General features: G+C 24.6%; 19 protein-coding genes. 13 read left to right on the plus strand and 6 right to left on the minus strand.

The window, feature by feature from the left end:
• Positions 1-10: 10 nt before the first annotated feature.
• From DMC14_RS03045 to rsmI, 5 genes are read left to right on the plus strand one after another with little or no spacing between them, the layout of a single operon-like run.
• Positions 11-304, plus strand: coding sequence for a YbaB/EbfC family nucleoid-associated protein (locus DMC14_RS03045; RefSeq protein ID WP_116171750.1), 294 nt, complete (start codon positions 11-13; stop codon positions 302-304).
• Positions 304-894, plus strand: coding sequence for a toprim domain-containing protein (locus tag DMC14_RS03050; protein ID WP_116171751.1), 591 nt, complete (start codon positions 304-306; stop codon positions 892-894). The genes DMC14_RS03045 and DMC14_RS03050 overlap by 1 nt, the downstream gene beginning before the upstream one ends.
• A 23-nt stretch (positions 895-917) precedes the next feature.
• On the plus strand, positions 918-1556 hold the full coding sequence (gene tmk, locus DMC14_RS03055) for a dTMP kinase (RefSeq protein WP_116171752.1): 639 nt from the start codon (positions 918-920) through the stop codon (positions 1554-1556).
• Entirely contained in the window at positions 1556-2431 is an 876-nt protein-coding gene (locus DMC14_RS03060) for a DNA polymerase III (protein WP_116171753.1), read from the plus strand. Before tmk ends, DMC14_RS03060 begins: the two co-directional genes overlap by 1 nt.
• Positions 2421-3149, plus strand: a complete 729-nt coding sequence (rsmI, locus tag DMC14_RS03065) for a 16S rRNA (cytidine(1402)-2'-O)-methyltransferase (protein ID WP_116171754.1) — start codon at positions 2421-2423, stop codon at positions 3147-3149. The genes DMC14_RS03060 and rsmI overlap by 11 nt, the downstream gene beginning before the upstream one ends.
• A 55-nt stretch (positions 3150-3204) precedes the next feature.
• On the opposite strand, the gene rpsT is transcribed toward rsmI, so the two are convergent.
• Complete coding sequence (rpsT, locus tag DMC14_RS03070; RefSeq protein WP_116171755.1) at positions 3205-3468, minus strand: 30S ribosomal protein S20; 264 nt, start codon at positions 3466-3468, stop codon at positions 3205-3207.
• 163 nt (positions 3469-3631) lie between these two features.
• On the opposite strand from rpsT, the gene DMC14_RS03075 reads away from it, so the two are divergent.
• The 3 genes from DMC14_RS03075 to DMC14_RS06550 all read left to right on the plus strand — a co-directional run bounded on the left by DMC14_RS03075 (position 3632) and on the right by DMC14_RS06550 (position 5982).
• Positions 3632-4357 (plus strand): M48 metallopeptidase family protein, encoded by a 726-nt coding sequence (locus DMC14_RS03075; RefSeq protein WP_116171756.1) that lies wholly within the window; start codon positions 3632-3634, stop codon positions 4355-4357.
• Positions 4358-4377: 20 nt separating this feature from the next.
• A complete protein-coding gene (locus DMC14_RS06545) occupies positions 4378-5007 on the plus strand; it encodes a hypothetical protein (RefSeq protein ID WP_116171757.1) in 630 nt (209 codons plus the stop codon).
• Positions 5008-5238: 231 nt separating this feature from the next.
• Positions 5239-5982 (plus strand): hypothetical protein, encoded by a 744-nt coding sequence (locus tag DMC14_RS06550; RefSeq protein ID WP_116171758.1) that lies wholly within the window; start codon positions 5239-5241, stop codon positions 5980-5982.
• 44 nt (positions 5983-6026) lie between these two features.
• On the opposite strand, the gene thrS is transcribed toward DMC14_RS06550, so the two are convergent.
• Complete coding sequence (gene thrS / locus DMC14_RS03090; protein ID WP_116171759.1) at positions 6027-7766, minus strand: threonine--tRNA ligase; 1740 nt, start codon at positions 7764-7766, stop codon at positions 6027-6029.
• Entirely contained in the window at positions 7753-8757 is a 1005-nt protein-coding gene (trpS, locus tag DMC14_RS03095) for a tryptophan--tRNA ligase (RefSeq protein ID WP_116171760.1), read from the minus strand. Before trpS ends, thrS begins: the two co-directional genes overlap by 14 nt.
• 260 nt (positions 8758-9017) lie before the next feature.
• Between trpS and DMC14_RS06555 the strand changes: the two genes are divergently transcribed.
• From DMC14_RS06555 to DMC14_RS06565, 3 genes are read left to right on the plus strand one after another with little or no spacing between them, the layout of a single operon-like run.
• A complete protein-coding gene (locus DMC14_RS06555) occupies positions 9018-9380 on the plus strand; it encodes a PTS sugar transporter subunit IIB (protein WP_116171761.1) in 363 nt (120 codons plus the stop codon).
• Positions 9381-13310 carry a DEAD/DEAH box helicase gene (locus DMC14_RS06560; protein ID WP_116171762.1) on the plus strand — a complete coding sequence of 1310 codons (3930 nt, stop codon included), beginning with the start codon at positions 9381-9383 and terminating at the stop codon, positions 13308-13310.
• 1 nt (position 13311) lies between these two features.
• Positions 13312-14409, plus strand: coding sequence for a hypothetical protein (locus DMC14_RS06565; protein ID WP_116171763.1), 1098 nt, complete (start codon positions 13312-13314; stop codon positions 14407-14409).
• 102 nt (positions 14410-14511) lie between these two features.
• Here DMC14_RS06565 and def read toward each other — a convergent pair whose 3' ends face one another.
• On the minus strand, positions 14512-15069 hold the full coding sequence (gene def, locus DMC14_RS03115) for a peptide deformylase (protein ID WP_116171764.1): 558 nt from the start codon (positions 15067-15069) through the stop codon (positions 14512-14514).
• Between the two features lie 151 nt (positions 15070-15220).
• On the opposite strand from def, the gene DMC14_RS03120 reads away from it, so the two are divergent.
• Entirely contained in the window at positions 15221-16546 is a 1326-nt protein-coding gene (locus tag DMC14_RS03120; protein ID WP_277870934.1) for a hemolysin family protein, read from the plus strand.
• Positions 16547-16574: 28 nt separating this feature from the next.
• Here DMC14_RS03120 and adhP read toward each other — a convergent pair whose 3' ends face one another.
• On the minus strand, positions 16575-17618 hold the full coding sequence (adhP, locus tag DMC14_RS03125) for an alcohol dehydrogenase AdhP (RefSeq protein WP_116171808.1): 1044 nt from the start codon (positions 17616-17618) through the stop codon (positions 16575-16577).
• Positions 17619-17745: 127 nt separating this feature from the next.
• Positions 17746-19359 carry an ABC-F family ATP-binding cassette domain-containing protein gene (locus DMC14_RS03130; RefSeq protein ID WP_137412676.1) on the minus strand — a complete coding sequence of 538 codons (1614 nt, stop codon included), beginning with the start codon at positions 19357-19359 and terminating at the stop codon, positions 17746-17748.
• 309 nt (positions 19360-19668) lie between these two features.
• On the opposite strand from DMC14_RS03130, the gene DMC14_RS06570 reads away from it, so the two are divergent.
• On the plus strand, positions 19669-20949 hold the full coding sequence (locus tag DMC14_RS06570; protein ID WP_175393448.1) for an ATP-binding protein: 1281 nt from the start codon (positions 19669-19671) through the stop codon (positions 20947-20949).
• Positions 20950-21074 lie beyond the last annotated feature (125 nt).

The following is a 21074-nucleotide window of genomic DNA, read 5'->3' on the forward strand; positions in this document are numbered from 1 at the left end:
GGAGATATATATGAATATAAATGAAATGTTAAAAAACGCTAAAAGAATTCAAGGCGAAATGGAAAAAGAAGAGCAAGTTGTTGCTAACACAGAATTTGTTGTTGAAAAACAAGGTATAACAGTTACAATGAATGGAGATAGAAAAATTACTAAAATTACTATTAATGAAGCCTTAATTGATCCAGAAGATCCTGAATTAGTTCAAGATTTGGTAATGTTAGCAGTAAATGAGGCTATTGATAAAGTTCAAAAAGCCTATGATAAGATTTCTGAAAAGTTTTCAAATAGTGGAATGCCATTTTAATGGATAAAAAAATTCAAGAAATAATTATTTTGTTAAAAAAAATACCAGGAATTTCTAGTAAACAAGCTAATAAAATAATTAATTTTTTTCTCGAAAATGATATAGAATTTTCTAAAAAACTATTTGAAGAAATAATATCATTGCAAAAAGAAACTACCAAATGCAAACAATGTTTAGCTTATTCTAATAAAGAAATTTGTGATATATGTTTAGATAAAACTAGACAAAAAAAATTATATGTAGTTTCAAACAATCAAGATATAAGCAAATTTGAATCATTAGATATTCCAAAAGGTAAGTATTTTGTTTTTAGTGACATAATTAATTTAAAACAGCCTAATTTGGATATAGATAAAAAAATAAGTAAATTATTTTCATTATGTGGTAAATTTGATGAAATAATTTTGGCTCTTAATTCAGACTTTAATGGTCAAGTAACTATGCGTTATATTGAAAAGAAATTAAGAGATGAAGTCAAATATAACAACGTTTATCAATTATCTATTGGAATACCTTTTGGCATGTCAATAGAAGTAGTTGACCCTATAACATTAAAACAATCTATTATAAACAAGAAAAAAATAAATTAAATCTAAAAAAGTGGAGAAAATATATGAAAAAAGCTAAATTTATAGCCATTGAAGGCATGGATGGTTCTGGAAAATCAACAATTATTTCAATGTTAAAAAATGAATTAATAACAAAGAAAATAATTGATAATTTTGTTTTCACAAGAGAACCAGGGTCTGCTTTTTCAAAAGAAGCAGAAAAAATACGTAAACTGATATTAGATAATGAAAATTCTTTTAGTTCGATGGTTGATGCTTTATTATTTGCCACAAGTAGAAGATTAAATTTAGAAAAAGGAATATGGCCAGCTTTAGAGCAAAACAAACATGTAATTACAGATAGATATACTACTTCATCATATGTTTATCAAGGAGTTCTTGGTGATGCTGGTTTAAATAATGTAGAAACAATAAATAAAATAGCAACTAGCAATACTGAACCAGATTTAATATTATTTTTTGATTTAGAGCCAGCTATTTCAGTGGAAAGAATTACTAAAATGCGTGAAGGCATGGATCGTTTAGAAACTTCAGATATTGATTATTATGTATCTTTAAGAAAAGCTTATAAACAAGTAATACAAAAAAATCCTAAGAAATATAGAATAGTGGATGCTAATTGTTCAATAATAGAATTATTTGAAAAAGTTATTAAAATTTTAAAAGAAGAAGAAGTCTTATAATGATTTCAAATGTTTATAAAAAAATTATAAATAATTCAATTAATGAAAATAAATTAAGCCAAGTATATTTAATTGCATCAAAAGAGCAAACATCTTTTGATGAATATATTTTATATTTTATAAATTCTGTTAACAAAGAAAATAATTCTTCAATTAATGATATTCAATTTGGAGAATTATATTTTTGAATCGGTTCTGAGGATAGTGTAATAAATAAGGAAAATGTATTAAAGTCTATGTCTGATGTTTCAGAGACTTCAATATTAGACCCTATTAAGAAAAAAATATTAATAATAAATAATGTAGAAAATGGAACGGCGCAATCTTTAAATAGCCTATTAAAGTTTTTAGAAAACCCTCCATATAATACTATTGTTTTTATGACTTGCAATTATATATCTCAAGTTTTAAAAACAATTAAATCTAGAGCTTTTATTATTGAAATTAATGAATCTTTTAAGAAATCAATAGAAGAATATAAGCCTTATCACAATTATTTTATTGAAACCAATAGTGAATATAATGAAGAATTAGTAAGTTTGTTTGATGAATATTCTGAAGCTATAGCACAATCTTATAAAAATCCTTCATTACTATTAAAATTGATAGTAAAATCATTGGACTATAATAATAAAGAAATAATACTTAATTTTTTAAATTTAGCCTTTAATGATATTTATTCAATCAAAAAAGGTTTAAAGGCTAAAAATGTTTTGGAAAACAAAAAAATTTCTGAAGAAGCATTTGACTATGTACCTATATATAAAATAATTAAATTAATTAAAGAAACAAAAGACAATTTCAAAAAAGCCTCAAATTTTAATTTGCAAAAAGGTAATTTATTGTTAATGTTGGAGAAATATTATGGCATATAAAATCTCAATTGTAGGCACACCAATAGGCAATTTAGAAGATATTACTTATAGAGCAATTAGAACATTAAAAGAATCAAATATTATTTTATGTGAAGATATAAGAGTGAGTCAAAAGCTTTTAAAACATTATGATATATTAAATAAGCAATTAATTTCTTATCATAAATTTAATGAAAAGCAATTAGCTAAAAAAGTAATTGATTTAATAATAAAAGGAAATAATGTGTCCTTAATCTCTGATGCTGGAATGCCTTGCATTTCGGACCCTGGCTTTAATTTAATAACCGAAGCTAAAAAAGAAGGGATTTTTATAGATATTATAGGAGGACCAACGGCTTTTAGCCATGCTTTTATAAAATCTAATTTTGGTTCAACTTTTAGTTTTTTAGGATTTTTAAAAGATAAAAGTGGCGAAAGACAAAACCAACTTAAAAGTTTATCTGAAGGTATTTATGTAGCATATGTATCGCCTTATAAACTATTAACCACATTGGATGATTTTATAGTAGTTTTTGATAATAATATTGAATTATATTTATGCAAAGAATTAACTAAATTACATGAGCAAGAATTTTCGGGGAAACCCTTAGAAATTAAAAAAATGTTAAATAAAGAAAATTTAAAAGGAGAGTTTTCATTAGTTTTTTGAATTAAAAAACCAAAACATATAAAAGTTAACAAATATGAAGATTTGAAAAAAAATAAAAACTCAGATTAATAATTTCTGAGTTTTTATTATATTTAGCTTATATTAATTTTTTAGTTGTAGGAAATTAATTATTTTCTTTAGCAATAAATGCATCTAAACGGCTAGCTTTTCTTGCACCATTATTTTGGTGTAAAACACCTTTTGAAACAGCTTTATCAATTTCGTGGTGTGCTTTAGCAACTAATTCAGCAGCTTTTTCATCTTTTGATTGAGCAGCTAATTTAGCTTTTTTAATTGCTGTTTTAACTGTTGACTTGATAGCTGAGTTACGTGCGTTTGCTTTTGCGTTAGATAATATTGCTTTTTGTTTTGATTTAATGTTTGCCATTTTGTTGCCTTTCTTGCTAAAAATTAATTAGCATACATAATTTTACATAAAAAAAGTATTTTTTTTTATTTTTATCCAATTTTTGATGAATATATAACTATAAGCATAATAATACTTTATTTTTTATTAGTATTATTAAATTAATTCAATAAAATTAATAAATATGAAAAAGTATGATGATTTAATTAGAAGATTTGTAAATGACAAGGAATATGAAATACAAGTTTTTTATACAAAAGCTAAAAATGTTTATTTAACTTATGATAATGGCGTTTTTAGTTTGAGGGGAGCAGTATACAATTTATTTGGTCCTAAATTTGAAACTTTTTTAATTAATTCAATTAAAAAACAACTGAAAAAAGAATCAAAAAATAAAATTTCAAACAAAAAAGAAATTATTGAAATTAATTTAATTACAAAAACCTTATGTTATTTTGGAAAAAAAGTTAATTTCGATTTTAATGATACTTTAATTTGGATTTATGATAATAAAGGTAATTTAATTGACAAAATAAACAAACCTTATAAAAATAATAATGACAAAGTCATTTCGCTTATAGAGAATCACATGAAAAAAATATTATTATCTATTTTTAGTAAGTATGCTAGCGAGGCTAGTTTGCTTATCTTAAACAAAAAAATAGAATTTAGTTATACAATTAAAAGAAAAAAGCTAACTTGAGCAACAATAAATACTTTTTCTAATACAATTAACATTAATGCTGATCTTATGCATTTTTCAGAAAAATTAATAAAGTATGTAGCCTATCATGAAGTAGCTCACAAAATTGAACATAACCATAGTAAAGGATTTTGAGAAATAGTAAAAAAATTTATACCCGATTATAAAGAAAGCATTTATAAATTAAATAATTTTATTATTGATTAAAATTTTATAAGGAGAATAAAATGGAACCACAATTAATTGCAATAATTTGTGTGAGTGCGATATCTAGTATTATTTTAATATTAGTTAGTGCTTTGCTTATTGTAAAAAAAGTCAAAAACAAAAAACTTAAAAAATTTGAAGAGACAGGAGAAATAGAGTTTCTTAATTTGGAAACAGAAATGTCTAAAATTTCAAAAATAGTATCTAATTGTGATTATCTGATGGAAGGAATTTATTCATTTAATTTTAAAAATTTTGAATCTGGGCCTATACTAGTTAATAGTTATGGTTTATTTGTTATTAATGAGTTTGGTTATAAAGGCAAAAGCATACAAGGAAGTTTTAATAGTAGGGAATGATTTATTTTTAAAGAAAAAGCTAAATATTATATTTATAACCCATTCTGAAAGTTAAATAAAAATATTCAAGATTTTCTTCCTATGTTACCTAAAAATTTACCTGTTATTGGTATTCTTTCTTTTAATAATATTAATAATTTTGATATAGATAATGTCCCTTCTCATTTATCATATACTTCATTAGAAAATTTTTATGAATTTTTTATAGATATTAAGAAAAATTTGAAACCGGTTTTAAGTGCCGAAAATGTTCAACAAATAATTAAATTATTAAAGCTAAAAAGAGTGTAATTCAATGTTTTTTAATATATTGATAAGACATTGAATACATATTGCTTATACATTGAAAAACATTGAAAATTATGCGTATTTTTGTATAAATTGATTAAAAAACATTGAATTTAGTAAAAAATACGTTTTTTATTGTTCTTTTTAATAAAAAAAAGTTTTATTAATCTAAAATTATTAATGTATACGTATAAATACTGAATAAAAAAATATTATTCAAATTAGGAGAAAAAAATGGCAAAAAGCACATTAGAAAAATACTACATCTCTGAAAAATTTGATAAAGAAAGAAATGTAACATTTAATTTTAAAAAAGCTAACCAAAAAATTTCAGGTAACTTTTTAGAATTTACTGATGCAGTTTCAGAATTCATCAGAGTAAGTGAAAAAACAAAAAATGAAACACGTGTATGATTCCACCGTGATGGTGCATACCGTGGAAGCGTTGGTATTGATAAAGCCCGTTTAATTGTTGAAAGAATTAAAGCTAAAAATGTTAAGAATCAAGATGCTATAACATTTATAGAAAAAGAAAATTTAGTTGAAAAACCAGCACCTAAAAAAACAACAACAACAACTAAAAAAGTTGTAGAAAAGAAAGCTCCATTTAGCTTAGATTCAGAAGCATCAAAAGCAACATTTTATGTTGAAAACATGTCTCAAAAAACTGCAAACCAAGTTTTTGCAATGGATGTTAAATCAAAATCAAAATATACAACAGTAATTGAAAAAGTAACTCCATTAAGTGGAGAAAAAGTTGTTGTAACATATCACTTGGAACATGATGGTGAAACTTCAAAAGCACATGAATATGTAATTTCAGGTTTTAAAAAACAAGTAGCATGCGCTCACCACACAAGCCCAGCATATGGTAGAAGAAGACAAAAAAGATTATTCTGAACATTCTTTACAATTTTGTCAATTTTAATTATTGTTAACTTAATTTTATTAATACTTCGTTTAACAAACAAAATTTAATTTTGTCAATATATAGATATAAAAAAATTCGGGAAACCGAATTTTTATTTTAAATTTCTTTTTAGTTCAAATAATTTATTAATAAATTCTTTTTTATTATAAATTTTAGTTTGATCGCTACCATATTCTCTTACAGCCAATGTGTTGTTTTCAATTTCTTGTTTGCCAATAACAATTATAAATTTAGTTTTTTGAATTTGTGCTTCTCGCATTTTTTTGTTTATTCTTTCTTTTCTTAAATCAATATTAACATTAATATCTAAATCTAAAAATTCTTCATATAATTTTTGGCAGTAATCATTCTGGTCATCACTAATAGGTAATATAGTAACTTGTCTTGGACTTAATCAATAAGGTAACACCCCTTTTGTTTGCTCTAACAATGTAGCTATAAATCTTTCATAAGTTCCAATTAAACCTCTATGAATTAATACAGGTCTTTGAAATTGTTCATTATCATCTACAAATTTCATATCAAATCTTTGTGGTAATAAAAAATCTAATTGTAATGTCGACATTGTAATAATTCTATTAAGAACAGTTCTAACTTGAAAGTCTACTTTTGGTCCATAAAAAGCAGCTTCACCAACAAATTCTTTGTATTCTATATTTAATTCTTTTAAAACTTTTCTTAAATCGTCTTCAGCTTTATTTCACATTTCATCATCTTTAAAGAATTTTTCTTCATCTTTTGGGTCTCTTAAAGACAAAGAAACGTGATCTATTTCAATATCAAAATCTTTTAAAGCCTTCAAAATCATTTTATATAAGTGTTTAAATTCATCTTTAATTTGATCTGGTCTTACAAAAACATGGCCTTCAGTTAAATCCATAGATCTAACACGTTCTAATCCACTTAGGGCACCTGATTTTTCGTAACGATACAATCTAGATTGCTCTGAATATCTTATTGGCAAATCACGATAAGAGCGTCTTGTTGAATTAAATAAAATAATGTGGTGAGGACATGTCATTGGTCTAGCAACTAAAGTTTCATTATCCATTTTAATTGGTTTAAACATAGTATCTTGATAATGTGATCAATGTCCACTAATTTCATACAATTTTTTTTCACCAAAATGAGGAGTTAAAACTTCAGTAAAACCAAATTTCTTATCCAATTTTAATACATAATTTCTAATTGCATTATGTATTTTCATACCATCTTCTAATCAAATAGGAAATCCTTGTCCACTTAAATTACTAAACATAAACAAATTCAATTCTTTTCCTAATTTACGGTGATCTCTTTCTTTTCTTTCTTCTAATATATTTAAGTATTTATCTAGTTCTTCTTTTGTTTCTCAAGAAGTACCATAAATTCTAGTTAACATTTTATTATCAGAATTTCCTCTTCAATATGCTCCCGCTATTGATAATAACTTAAAGTGTTTAATTTCTTTAGTATCATCTACATGTCCACCTGCACATAAATCAGTAAATAAGATTTCATTTGTTTTAGGATGAATAAATTGAAAAAATGTTATTTCTTTCTTTTCTTTTAAAAATTCATCATAAAGCTCTTTTTTATATGGTTGATTATCAAAACAAAAAAATTCTATTCCAACTTTTTTTGTTTCATATCCTTGCTCTGCCATTTTTTTCATTGTTTTTTCAATTTTTGGTAAGTCAGATTCTAGAATTGGGTTTTCAAATTCAAAATCATAATAAAAACCTTCTTCTATAGCCGGGCCTATTGCAAGTTTTGTATTTGGATATAATTTTAAAATAGCTGCTGCTAATAAATGACTAGTAGAGTGATTTAATTTACTATTTGCTTTCATTGTTTAGTCCAAGTCCCTTCATTAATTTTTTAAGATTGTTGCTTGCAATTTTAGATGCAACTAAAGCGCCTTTTTTTGCTTCTTTTTCAACTTCTAAAATTGTTTTTTTGTAATTAGTTTGAATTTTTTCTAAAAAGCTTTTAACTATTAACCCAACTTCTTGTTTTAATTCTCCATAATTTTTCTTTTCAAAATATTTAACTGCTTCTTCCAAAGAAATATCTTTAAGCACTGAATAAATTGTTAATAAATTTTTAATTCCTGGCTTATCATCAGATAAATATATTTTTCCTTCTGAATCTGTAACCGCTTTTAATATTTTTTTATAAGCTTTTTCAGGATCATCTAATAAATAAATAGAAGCTTTTTCATTGATGTCAGATTTTGACATTTTTTTAGTTGGTTCAGCTAATGACATTATTTTTGCGCCTATTTCAGGTATATAAGGTTCTGGAATTTTAAAATCTAAATTAAATTTATTATTTAATCTTTGAGCTAAATTTCTTGTTAGCTCAACATGTTGTTTTTGATCAATTCCTACAGGAACTAAATCTGCATCATATAAAATTATGTCTCCTACCATAAGTGTTGGGTACATTAGTAAACCTGTTGGTATAGTTTCCATGCCATTAGCAGATTTAACTTTTGAAGACTTGTCCTTAAATTGCGTCATTCTAGACAATTCTCCAATCGTTGTATTTACCAAAATTAATCAATTCATTAATCCATGTTCCATTACATCAGATTGAAAAAATAATGTTGTTTTATTTGTGTCAATTCCACAAGCCATAAATAATGCATATATATTTTTCCTATTTTCTTCTAAAACTTTTGGATCAATAGGTAATGTTAGCGCATGCAAATCAGCAATAAAAATATAACTTTCATATTCTTCTTGCAGCTTCACCATATTTTTTATAGCACCAATATAGTTGGCTAATGTTAATTTGCCAGTAGCTGTAATTCCACTTAATACTCTTTTTTTATTCATTAGTTTCTCCTTATTTTTAAAATAAAGTCTTTATAAATTTTATTACTTTTTTAAAATTAAATTATTAATATTAAGTAATATTAATCCTTAATTTATTAGCTATGTCTTTTATTCTAAAAATAAATTGAAAATTTATTAAAACAAATACAAATATGTAAAATAAAGAGAAACATTACATTAATATATAATTCTTTTTATAGTTTTAATTATAAATTAAAATATAATTTAAAATGAACTAAAAAATCAAAGGAGTATATTTAATGAATAGTAAGAATAAATTTTTATACTTTTTTTTAATAATAATAACTTTTGGTTTTATATTAATATATTGAAAGAAAAAATATAGACAAATAAAACAAAAAGATTATTTATCAAAAGAAACAAAAATAAGTTTTGATTTAGAAGATTTATTGAAAAATCTAGGTGGTAAGGATAATATCAAATCATTATCATCCACTCAAAAAATTCTTAAGGTTTTTTTCTTTGATAAGCAAAAAGTTAATTCTTTAGAGTTAAAAAAATTAGATGGAGTAAGTGGCATAGCATTACAAAGTGGTAGCGTATCATTAGTTTTAGGTAATACAGCTAAACATGTTGAAGAATTAATAAACGAGGTAAAATAGATGGATTCAAATAACACAAAGTATCAAAGTTTAATGGCTAATCTTTTAAACATTGATACATATGATTCATCATTATATAGTGCAATTGATAACGAACGATATTTTGATGTTTATAAAAATTTTGGTGAAGACACATTCAATGAAATTTATAACAAATTTAATATTAACTGTGTTTTAGCAGAAGCAGCTAATAGAACAATCGCTGAAAGAGTAAGTGAGGCTCGCAATAAAACAGAAATAGTAAATATTTTTAAGGAATACAACAAAAGATTAGATGACAACATATTTAAGATGTTGTCTTCTAATTTAGATAAAGCAAAAAATATAATTATTTCGCAGCAAGAAACAGAATTTCAAAAATCCATTGTTAAATGAAAAAAAATCTTAAACAAAGCTCAAAACATTAATATTGAAACCAATATTTGACCATTACATATTGGATTTTTTTATATTTCAATAAAAACAGAAAACAAAACTATTTATGCTCCTTTGTTTTTTAAAGAAATACTTGTAGAAGTAAGAAATTCGTTAGTTTATATTAGTTCTAATTCAGATATAAGAGTTAATAGTAAATTAGTGACTTTTTTAAATCAAGAAGGTTTTTCATTAAATGTTGATTCTTTTGACTTTACAGGTTTATCTATTAGAGAGGTTTTTGAACGTTTTAAAAAAATATGATCTCCTTTATTTTCTATGCCTGAAACATTAAAACAAGGAATTAAAAATTTAAATGTTGATAATATAAAAAATACTTCAATATTATTTCACTCGGGAATAGTATTAGGATTCTTTAATGTTTCTTCAGGTTATTTATGAAATCAAATGAAGAAAATTATAGAAAACGACGAATTTGATAAGATTTTACAACCAAATGTAAACAAGAATGTATATCGTCAAAAAGTGCAAAAAGTTATTTTTGATGATAATTTTAAACTTTTTAAAATCCAAGAAACCAATTATTCACAAGACGTAGCAACAGTTTCATCGTTGTACCAAGATACAATTATTTGAGGTCCACCAGGAACAGGTAAATCGCAAACTATTTCAAATTTAATTACAAATATAATTGCAAGAGGATATACAGCTTTAGTTGTAAGTCAGAAAAAAGCTGCCTTAGATGTTTTAAAAAACAGAATGAAAAAACTTTCTATTTTTTGTTTATTTGCTTTAAATGATAAAAACTTAAGATTAGAAACTTTTTATGAACCATTAAGAGAATTTATATATTTAATTGAAAATTATCAAAAATCAGAGATGGAAGAAGGTTTCAGTGTTTTTTCTGATGAAGATAAAAATTATGTTGATAATGTAAATTTAATAAAACAAACTCCAAATTTATCAAATATAATAAATTTTTATGCAGCCATTATGAATGGAAACTTCAATAATCAAACTTATGAAAGTTTAAAATTGCTTGATCCTAGTTTAAAATATAATCTTTCAAAAATTACAAAAGATCGAAAAGAGTTAATTAACACATTATATGAAGCAAACTATAACAAAAGACGTACTATTTTTACAATAGTACCAGGCGAAATAAAAAGAATGGCAGATTTAATTCTTCAAGACGAATCTTTATTTACAATTGATATTGATGAAGCCTTAAAATATGTTAATTCGGTTAGTTATGAAGAAATTGTTAAATTCTCAGAACAATACAAAAAAATATTAATTTCAAAAACTCTAAAATTAAATGATGATAAAAAATTAACAAAAATCCTTTTAGAAAAAACATTTGAAAAAATTAATAATTTTACTGAAGAACAAAAAAGGCAATATACTTCTTTTGCTATGGCAATTAGAATTGGCAGTTTAAAACCATATAAGTTTTTTCACAAACATAAAGAAATGATTAAATTCTTATTTCCAATAATTGTTACAACCCCAGAATTAGATTTATCTATGTGATCAAAAGAAGAATTTGATTATGCAATATTAGATGAATCGTCACAAGTATTCTTAGAAAAAGGAATACCAATTTTGTATTTAGCAAAAAGAAAAATATTAGCAGGTGATAATCAACAAATGCAACCTACAAGATGGTTTTCAGCATCTTATAGTTTTGATGAAGAAGACGATTTTGGCAATATAAAATCGTTGTTAGATTATGCTATGGTTTTAGGAGTTTACTCTGTTCTTTTAGATAAAAACTATCGTTCAAAAAAAGCTACTTTGATGACTTTTTCTTCTAAACATTTTTATGAATCAAAGCTAGATGTTATAGATAATTATGAATTATCCCTTTCAAAAGACAAAGCAATAGAAGTTATACAAGTTGATGGTACTTGGGATAATAGTATGAATGAAGCAGAAGGTTTAAAAGTAATTGAATTAGCGCGCGAAAATATTAAAATATACAATAAAATTATTATTCTTTTATTTAACTCTAAACAACAAGATTATTTAATGAATAAAATATTTGGTTTAGAACCAGCCTTAGAAGAGGCTTTAATGAATGAAAAAATAATTATTAAAAATATAGAAAATGTTCAAGGTGATGAAGCAGATTTAGTTATTATGTCAGTTGTTTATGACAAAAACACTTCTTTACAAAATACATATGTTGCTAGAAATGGTGGAAAAAATGCTTTAAATGTTGCTATTTCAAGAGCTCGTGAAAAGGTTATGGTAGTAAAATCAATTTATGCTGATGATATTGAAATTAGTGACAAATCAACTACAGACATGATTATGTTTAGAGATTGGTTAAAATTTTTAGATTTACCATTAGAAAGCCAAAAAAATTATTTAGATGAAACAAACGATTATTTAGCAACTAAAATCAACGTTATTCCAGAAGATTTGAAATTTAAAGTAGATGTTTTAGATAGTTTAAAACAATTAATTATAGATAAACCTGATTTTAAATTTGAAGTTAATTATTCAGTAGGAACCAAAACTATTGATATTGTTTTGGTTAATAATTTAAACAAAAAAATGGTTCAAGGTTTTATATTAGACATTTTTAGTTATAAAAATGATTATCAAAAATATTTAATATTTAGAGATTCTATTAAGTTTTTAGAATCAAAAGAGTATCCAATTATTTATATTTCAGAAATTGAATGGCCTATAAATAAAAATAAAATATTTTCTTATTTAAAAAGAGTAATTTATGAAGAAAGTATTATTAATGCAGAATTTAGAAGAGAAAAAGAAAACACTGCTAAAAAATTAACAATTAATGATGTTTCTTATAAAATGGAAGATTCAATTTCAGATATTGATTTAAAAGAAAGTTTTACAAAGGAAAATGATATATCAAAAAATAATGACGCAAAACCTAAAACAGAATTAACAAATAAAGAAATAAAAGAAGACGACGAAATAGACGATTACCCAGTTGATTATATAGAAGATCAAGAATCTGTCTCTAAAGAAATTGATTTATATGAAGAACAAAATTTAGGTGAAAATCGTAAAGCTGAAATTGATGATATTGATATGTTATCAGAACCTAATAATTTCAAAAAAAATGAACCCAAAATTGAATTAAAATTAGAAATTCAAAATTCTGATGAAATGAATTTTGCTGAAATGGAAGATGAAGATACAGACACAAAACATGATAATTTAGTTTCAGATGATTTAGATAAAGACCGAGAAAACTTAAATATAAATGAAAATGAAGCTTCTTCAAAAAATACTGAAGAGTTTACTATTATAAGTAATGATAATGAAGACTTTGAAACTAATAACAATAATATAGACATAGAAAAAACTACCGAAATAGATTTTGATGAAATACTAGCAAAAAATAAGATTGATCCTTCAATAGCCGATAATACAAATGAGCATGATAAAAAAATAGAAATTGAAACATTACCATCTTTAAATGACGATTCCGAAGAGATTATTAAAAACTTTAATTTGCTAGATGAAGAAGAAGATACAAATATGCCAGAATTAAATAATAAGGATAGTGAATAAAATGGCTTCTAAAAAAAATAAAAAACCAATTTTTGATTGAGAAGATTCTATTAACAAAGAAATTAGTGATGAAGATAAATTAAAGCACAAAGATTTTGCTCAAAAAACTGTTAGAGCGAAAAAAATTAGAAAAATATTATTCTGAACTTTATCAAGCTCAGCATTAGTGGCAGTCTTGGGTGCGGCAATAGGTGTATCTGTTAATAGACCAAAGTTTTTATTAACTTACTGATATGATAGTGTGCCTAAAATAGTTCTTGAAGATTTAAACCAATCAAAACATGGCATTTCCATAAATATATTTAATAAAAAAGGTTTAGAAGGCACACCTGAAGAAATACTAACTAAGTTAGTTAATGAAAGCAAAGAAGTCACAAAATCAAAAATATTAAAGGATTATGTTACTTTTGAAAACAATACCAAAAATTGATTTATCGAACCATATAATTTCATTATTGATACAGTATCTAAGAAAACTTTGTATATTGATTTAGCATTTAAAGTTCCAAATAATAAATCTGTATCTTTTGTTTTAAAAAATTTTCCTATTAAAACTACAAAAGAAACTATTAAATTTGATCAATCATCAATAGAAAAAAAACAAAAGGAATTTAATAAAGAATTTATTAACAATTTAAAAAATAAACTAATTTATAATTTATTTTTACCAGTAGATCTAAATCAACCATTTTCAGAAGAAACAATTAATAAATATAAAAATGAATTTAAAAAATTTATTAAAGATTTTAATGATAAATTTAAATCAAATAAATATAATAATTTAAATCTTGGTTGGTTATTAACTGAACCTAAAATAATTGATAAAATTGACAAAATGAGATTATTACCCAACATAGTAACGGATACTAATAATTTGTTTTCTCCTTTAGTTTTTAGCTCAGAAATTCAAATAAAAAATATAGATAATTCAGATTGAAAAACGGGAACAACCCTATTATTTAAAGCAAAACTTTTAACATTATCAACTAACACTGAAAAATTAGGTAAATATAGAACGGAATATGGAATTTATATTCAACCCATATTGGAAGATATAGAATTTGAAGTGCCATTAAAATTTAAAAAAATAAAAAAATAAAATGTATGAGCAGTATATTAAATCCTGAAAGTTGAATCAAACAATGAAATAACTTAGGGAGGTTTAGCATATAGTGCTTATACATTTTTTAATATTAATTTTTTATAAAATATTCATATCCTTATCTTTTTTTCAAGGGTTTTTTTGATTTATTCTATCAATAAATAAATTACCTTGCAAGTGATCGTATTCATGTTGACAAACTATTGCTGGGTAGCCAGATAGTTCATATCTTTTAACTTTCTTTTCAAAATAAGAATATGCTTCAACAATAACTCTAGAATATCTAGGAACAAAACCTTCTTGTTTAGGGTGTTTTTCATTAACGCTTAGACAACCTTCACCTTCTGATAAGGCTATTTTATGATCTGAATGTCCTAGCATTTTAGCATTAATTAAAACATCATTAAAAATTATGTTGTTTTCGTTATCTGTTATTAAAATATAAAAAATTTTTTTTAATATTCCATATTGAACTGCTGCCACACCTACAGCCGGTCTAAATTTTGTATTAGCTTTTTGGCTATCAGAAACGTGGTAAATCATTTTTTCTATTAAATTAATATTTTCTTCCGATAGTGGCAGTTCAACATCTAATGATTTCTTACGTAAAACTTCGTTTGGAAGTTCTACTAATTTTACATCTTCAAATTTATACATGTAATTATTATAAATTAATAATTTTTAATAAATGTTATTTTGTTTTTTAGTTTTTATAATCTACTTAGTAAAGTTTAAAACTAATATATTTTATATATAATACATTTTTATAGTTTATAATTAATAATACTTTATGCATAAGCATATATGAATGGAGAAGATTTTAGAAATGGATGTATCGCTCGCTATCAATTATGATTCAGGCACAACAGTAACTATTACGCAAACACCTGTTTGGCAAACTGTAATTTATTCAATACTATTATTATTTTTATTAATTTGTTCAGGTATTTTTTCAGCCTCAGAAACAGCTTATACTTCTTTATCAAAAGCAAAAATAGAAACTTTAGTTGAAAAAAAAGTAAGAGGTGCTAAAGCTATTTTAAAACAACATCAATTTTTTAATAGAACTTTAGGAACAATATTAATTGCAAATAATTTAGTTAATATTGGAGCCTCTACATTGTTAGTTTTTTTACTAACAAATGCTTTTGGTCCGGAAAAAACAGGTTTAGCTTCCTTAATTTCTACTATTGTTATGACACCAATAATAGTTTTATTTGCTGAAATTATACCTAAATTATTAGCCAAATCTAGACCAGAAAAAACTGTGAGGGCTTACTATTGATTTATTGAAATGTTGTATTGGTTATTTATTCCAATTACTTATCCTATTTCAAAAATTGGTAAAAAAATTTATATTACCAACACCGAAGAAGAAGTAAAAAGTTTATTAAATATAGCTCATGATGAAGGAGTTTTAGAAACTAATGAATCAATAATGGCTCAAAATGTATTAGATTTAGATTCAACAAAAGTTTCACAGCATTACATTAAGTTAAAAAATGTTGATTATATTAATTGAAAATCAACAATGAAAGAAACTCTTAATATGTTTAAAGAAACAAATTATTCGAGAATTCCAGTAGAAAAAGATGGCGACCTTATAGGAATTATTTTATTAAAAGATATTTTCTTTTTATCCAGAGGCAATATTATGAACTATGTTAAGACAGTTCCTAATGTTTCAGCACATTCTTTATTATCAGTAGCTCTTGAAAAAATGCGTCAAGCAAGAGCACAAATGGCTTTTGTTACAGAAAATAATAATGATGATAAGGCAATAGGTATTATAACTATTGAAGATATTCTTGAAGAAGTTGTTGGCGAAATATATGACGAGTACGATGATGACGAACAAATTTATGAAATAAGCCTTGAAAGGTCTGAAGCTAAGGGAACAGTTTTAATGAAAACTTTGTGAAAACAATTGGAATTAGAAGACTATTTAGAAGAATATACATTAAGCGATAAAGAAAAAAATCAAACTCTTTCAGAATGATTGGAATTTAAAATGAATCATACATTGCGTAAAAACGCAAAATTTACTTTAAACAACAAAATTACTTTTAAAGTTATTTCTAAAAAAACCAAAGATAAAAAGTACGATTATATAGAAATAGATTGAAGCAAATAATTAAAAAATGCCTAAAATAAAGGCATTTTTATTTTTTTCTAAAATCTATTACTGCTCTTCCTACAAACTCACCTTTTTCAAGTTTTTTAAAAATTTCTGAAACTTCTTCTAATTTAATTATTTTTGTTATTTCTGATTTTACTTTTCCTTCAGCGGCAAATAATAGAGCTTCTTGAAGATCTTGTCTAGTTCCAACAATAGAACCCACAATCTCTCTTTCATTTAAAACGGTTTTAAAAATAGAAATTGAAAATTCATCCTTACCGTTTTCATCCTTTGATGGTAAACCTACAAGAACTTGCCTGCCACCTTTTCGTAAAATATTCATAGCCTGATAAGCGGCCTTTGATGCTACTGAGGTATTAATGATAGCATGAACACCGCCTTTTGTATATTTAATAATATCTTCAATAAAATTGGAATTTTCTAAAGAATTATAAGCTTTTATAGCGCCTGATTTAAGGGCTAATTCAACTTTATCATTTGATATATCTATTCCGATTGGTTTATATCCCATTGCCTTTGCATATTGAATAGCAAGTTGTCCTAAACCACCTATTCCAATAACTGCGCAATATTGATTCGCAATTAAATTCGCTTTTTTAATTGCTTTGTATGTTGTTACACCAGCACAAATGATTGGTGCTCCAGAAATAATGTCTAAATTTTCTGGAATAATTGCTACAAAATCTTCATGACCTATAGCATATTCTGCGAAAGAACCGTCTTTTGTGTATGCAGTCATATTTTGATTTTCGCAAAGAGTTTCCCTCCCCTTTAAACAATATTCACAATGTCCGCAAGCATCATGTAATCAAGCCAATCCAACCCTATCACCTATTTTTAATCTAGTGCATCCCTTTCCAAGTTTTGCAACTATTCCTATTCCTTCATGCCCTGGAGTCAAAGGATATTTTGGTTTTATTAATCAATCATTATTTGCAGCATGCAAATCAGTGTGGCAAACTCCTGATGCTTCCATTTTAATTAATACTTCTTTATATTTTGGTTCAGGAATATTTATTTCCTTTATACTTCATTTTTTAGGGCTTTCTACAACAAAAGCTTTCATTTTTTCCATTTATTTTTACTCCTTTAATATTTATACTTTTAATTTTATAGATTTTTTTAAATAGTAAAAAAATATAAATAAAAAAAGAGAACAAAGTCTCTTATTATCTTATTAAAATTAGTATTAATTAATATCCCATAGCCTCTTCATATTCTTCAAGATTACCATAAAATAAATAGCTTTCTTTAGGTTTAATTTCTAATAACACATTAGCGCATTCTTTTATCATTGCTCTATTATATGTCGTAAATATACAAGAACTTTTATAATTTTTTATTGCTTCAATTAAACTATCTATTGATTCTGAATCTAAATGATCTAATGGTTGATCAAAAATTAAAAAGTTACTTTCTTCCAACATTAATTTTGACATCATTAAGCGAACTTTTTCTCCTCCGCTTGTCACTTTAACATTTTTGAATACACTATCATTTGAAAATAGCATTCTTCCTAAAAATGCTCTCATTCTAGCGTCGCTATTATCTTTTGTTTCTTGAGTTGTATTATTTAAAGGTCATTTACTCAATCAATCTATTATTGATTTTGATTCTTGAAAATATTCAGAATTATTAGAAGGAAAATAATTAGGAGTTATTGTAATACCTCATTCTACAATACCTGATGTAGGTTTTCTTTTGCCAATTAAAATTTCCAATAATCTAGTTTTAGCAATGTCATCATTTCCTATAATTACCATTTTATCGCCAGGTTTTAAACTAAAACTTACATTCTCAAAAAGGATGTCACCAGCATCATTTATATATGTTAAATTTTTGACACTTAAAATTTGTTTTCCAGGAAGTCGGTTTAAATCAAATTTAATATATGGATATTTTCTGGAAGAAGGTTTAATTTCATCTATGACAATTTTTTCTAATAATTTTTTACGGCTTGTAGCTTGTTTAGATTTTGAAGCATTGGCAGAAAAACGAGCAATAAATTCTTTTAATTTCTGTGCTTGTTCCTCTTTTTTTAGATTGGTTTTTTGTTGCATTTCTATTAATAATTGACTAGTTTGTTTTCAAAACGAATAATTTCCGACAAATAATTTGGCTTCAGAATAGTCAATGTCAATTATGTGAGTACAAATAGCATCTAGAAAGTCACTATCGTGACTTACAACTATTACTATATTTGGGTAATCCATTAAAAAGTTTTCTAATCATTTTATTGTCCTTAGATCCAATCTATTTGTAGGTTCGTCCATAATTAAAATATCGGGGTTTCCAAATAGAGCCTTAGCTAATAAAACTTTAACTTTTTCGTTAGCTTTTAATTCTGACATTTTAAGATTTCATTTACTTGATTCTATGCCTAAATTAGATAAAAGTGTTTGTGCATCATTTTCAGCATTTCATCCACCCATTTCTCCATATTGCTGTTCTAATACACTTGCTTTTTCATAATCTTCCATTGTAGCTTCTGGGTTTTCATAAATTTTGTTTTTTTCTAAATTAATTTGATAAAGCTCTTTATTGCCCATTATGACAACATCAGTAACATTATAATCATTGTATTCGTCATGATTTTGGCTTAAAACACTCATTCTAGCATTTTTATCCTTAATAATTTGCCCTTCAGAAGCTTCTATTTCCCCACTTAATATTTTTAAAAAAGTTGATTTTCCTACTCCATTAGCACCTATAATTCCATATACATTTCCTGGTAAAAACTTTAAATTTATATTGCTAAAAAGTTTTTTGTCTGGAAAAATTTTGCTTATCCCACAAACATCCAACATTTTAATACTCCCCCTTGTTAATTACATTATAGTTATTAATTATAACTAAAAAAGTAAAAACAACATATTAAAGTCTACAATTTAATTAATAGTAAATTAGATTAATTTAAGAATAAGAATATTAATTAACAAAATTCTAAATGTCTTTTTGTATTAATAATTAAAATGAAATTTTAAGGCTTTGTATAAAATTTACAAATCATGTGTTATTTTTGTCACAAATCATGTGTTATTTTTGTCACAAATCATATCTTATTGTATAATTTTAAAATAAATATCTAAGATTTATATAAAAGATAAGGAATGATAATGGCTTATAGAAAACGTGTGTCAGAAAAAATATTAGAAGACCTTTTAAAAATAAGTGGAGGTATTCTTATAACTGGAGCTAAAGGTGTTGGAAAAACTGAAACAGCTTCTTTTTTATCAAAAACAAAGTATTTTTTAAGTGACCCTAACGAAAAAAATAATGTTGAAGAATTACTAGTATTAGATAAAAGTCAAATATTTAATACTGATAAACCAATTTTGTTTGATGAATGACAAGATCTTCCCCAATTATGAGATTATTTAAGAAATGAAATTGATAAAAATAAATATAAAGGTGCGTTTATATTAACGGGCTCTTCTACTCCAAAAAATATTGACAAAATTATGCATTCAGGTATTGGTAGAATTAATAGATTTGTTCTTCGCACAATGAGTTTATGAGAGCAAAAAAAATCTTCTGGACGAATTTCTTTAGAATCTCTATTTTATAATGAAAATAAAGAATTATTTTATTATAAAAATGATGTAAATATAAAAAACGTTATTTCTGATGTTTGCGAAGGGGGTTGACCTGCAACATTAGATATGAACTCAAAAGAAAAAATAAATTATGTTTATGAATATTATAATAATTTAATAAAGTATGACATTAATTATTTTGTTTCAAAAAATTTGAATACTAATTATGTAAGTGCAATAATGAAATCTTATTCTAGAAATATAGGATCTCAATCGTCAAAAAATGTTTTAATTAATGATGTTTCAGAAAATAATAGTATAAAAATATCAGAGTCAACTGTTTTTGACTATTTGTCTTATTTAAAAAATTTATTTATCATTGAAGAATTAGAATCGTGGACTTCGATTAAAATAAGATCTAAAAGCATTATAAGAACAAGTCCTACAAAATATTTTGTTGATCCTTCTATAGCTGTTGCAGCTCTTAATTTAAATGAAGAGTTGTTGCTACAAAATCTTAATACTTTAGGGTTTTTATTTGAAAACTTATGTATTAGAGATTTAAGGGTATATGCTCAAAGTATAAATGGAGAAGTTTTTAAATATAAAGATTCAAATGGATTAGAAATTGATGCCGCCATCTCTTTGAGAAATGGTAAATGAGGACTTGTAGAAATTAAACTTTCAGATAGTGAAAAAAATATTGAACAAGCAAAAGAATCTTTAAATAAAGTTAAAAATAATATTAAAGTTGAAAATAGCATAGAACCATCTTTTTTGATGATTTTAGTTGGTGTGGGTAACACTAGAAAAACTAGTGATGGATTTTATATAGTTAATATTAAAGATTTAAAAAATTAAAAAGAAATTTATTATGAAAAAAACAGAATTAAATTTATATATCTATAGCGATAAAAATAAAAAAAGTATTTTGGAAGCAAAGTTTGGCCTATATTTTTTTAAAAAGCAATACAGTGAAAAACAAT

It is taken from the genome of Metamycoplasma phocicerebrale, from assembly GCF_003383595.3.
GTDB lineage: Bacteria > Bacillota_I > Bacilli_A > Mycoplasmatales > Metamycoplasmataceae > Metamycoplasma > Metamycoplasma phocicerebrale.